The 1,148-nt window shown below is 47.0% G+C and carries 1 protein-coding gene; it reads right to left on the reverse strand.

Annotated features, from left to right (window positions below):
• Nucleotides 1-125 precede the first annotated feature (125 nt).
• On the reverse strand, nt 126-983 hold the full coding sequence (locus tag CK240_RS18475) for a hypothetical protein (protein ID WP_205957913.1): 858 nt from the start codon (nt 981-983) through the stop codon (nt 126-128).
• Nucleotides 984-1,148 lie beyond the last annotated feature (165 nt).

Genomic DNA, 1,148 nt, shown 5'->3' on the forward strand with positions numbered 1-1,148 from the left:
GCGACTGGATCGAGCCGAGCAGCGTATTACCGCGCTCATTAGCGATAATGCTTATAGGACGAAGCGTCCCTGGTGGAAGTGGCGAAGAGGTCCATAAATCACAGCAGTCAATGAACGATATAATTTTATGACTTACCGGTCTGAGACTGATAAAAGGATGAAAACGAAAGGTTCGTCACATCAATAGCAAATGAGCTTAAATAATCTCGCGAGGAAATATCATCATACGTTCCAAACCTTATAGCAGGAATATCCTGATCCGTGGAAAGAAAGAAATCCTTATCCCACTTCAAGCCAGCAAGCTCTTTAGTGAACGTCTCCCTAACCGCAGATTTAGCATCATCAGTAGCAGCATCGCTCCAAATAACTAAGAAGGACAGCTGAACTGGCAGTTCCTCCCAAGAGGAGGTGGTTGAAACACGGATTTCATCAACGGCTAGAAGCTTTCCGCCAAATTCCTTATTGGGCTTATTAACGTTCTTCTTAATTTTCTCTACAAAGGGTGTGAGAATGTCATTGAACTTATCTGGGAATGCAAACCGACCGAACGCCCGTTCAATATCGCGCGCGAATCTTTGCCGCCCATCATCAGTGGAGAAGCCAACCTGCCTGTTCCAAGCTGAAATGTAGCTTTTATGAACGCTCATTACTGTTGAGAGGTCTGCAACAAGTCCCTCTCCGGCACCATCGACACAGGCGTACCTAGGAGCCCTCCCCCTCAAGACGTCCGCGTAAGCCCGTGTGGCTACAAGTGGAACAACCAGAACTGCCGGAACCTTTTCAATGTCACGATTAATATCGCAAGTCTGCGAGATAACTACATAGCCGCGATAATTCTCCTCCTCCAATCGAAGAGGATAAAGTCCTGGCCTCCCGTCAGGTCGAGCGCCTCCGCAGATCATTGGAACTTTCTGGTCATCCAACTGAACAAAGTCGCCCTGGCACCAATTCTTGAATGGATAAGCTACTTCGTCAGTCGGCACGACAACCTCATGTCCAGTCATTATCCTTTAGGTCGAACTCAGTAGTTTTGAAACTAAGTTCTTCTTCGAGACCAAGATCTTGCTCTCCCTCCGACAGAGCTAGGAGCTGTTGTCCAGCAGACTCTACCGGCTTTGATATCATCAAAAATTTCTTGGAATCTACAC

Origin of the sequence: Paracoccus salipaludis, from assembly GCF_002287065.1 — a bacterium.
Lineage (GTDB): Bacteria > Pseudomonadota > Alphaproteobacteria > Rhodobacterales > Rhodobacteraceae > Paracoccus > Paracoccus salipaludis.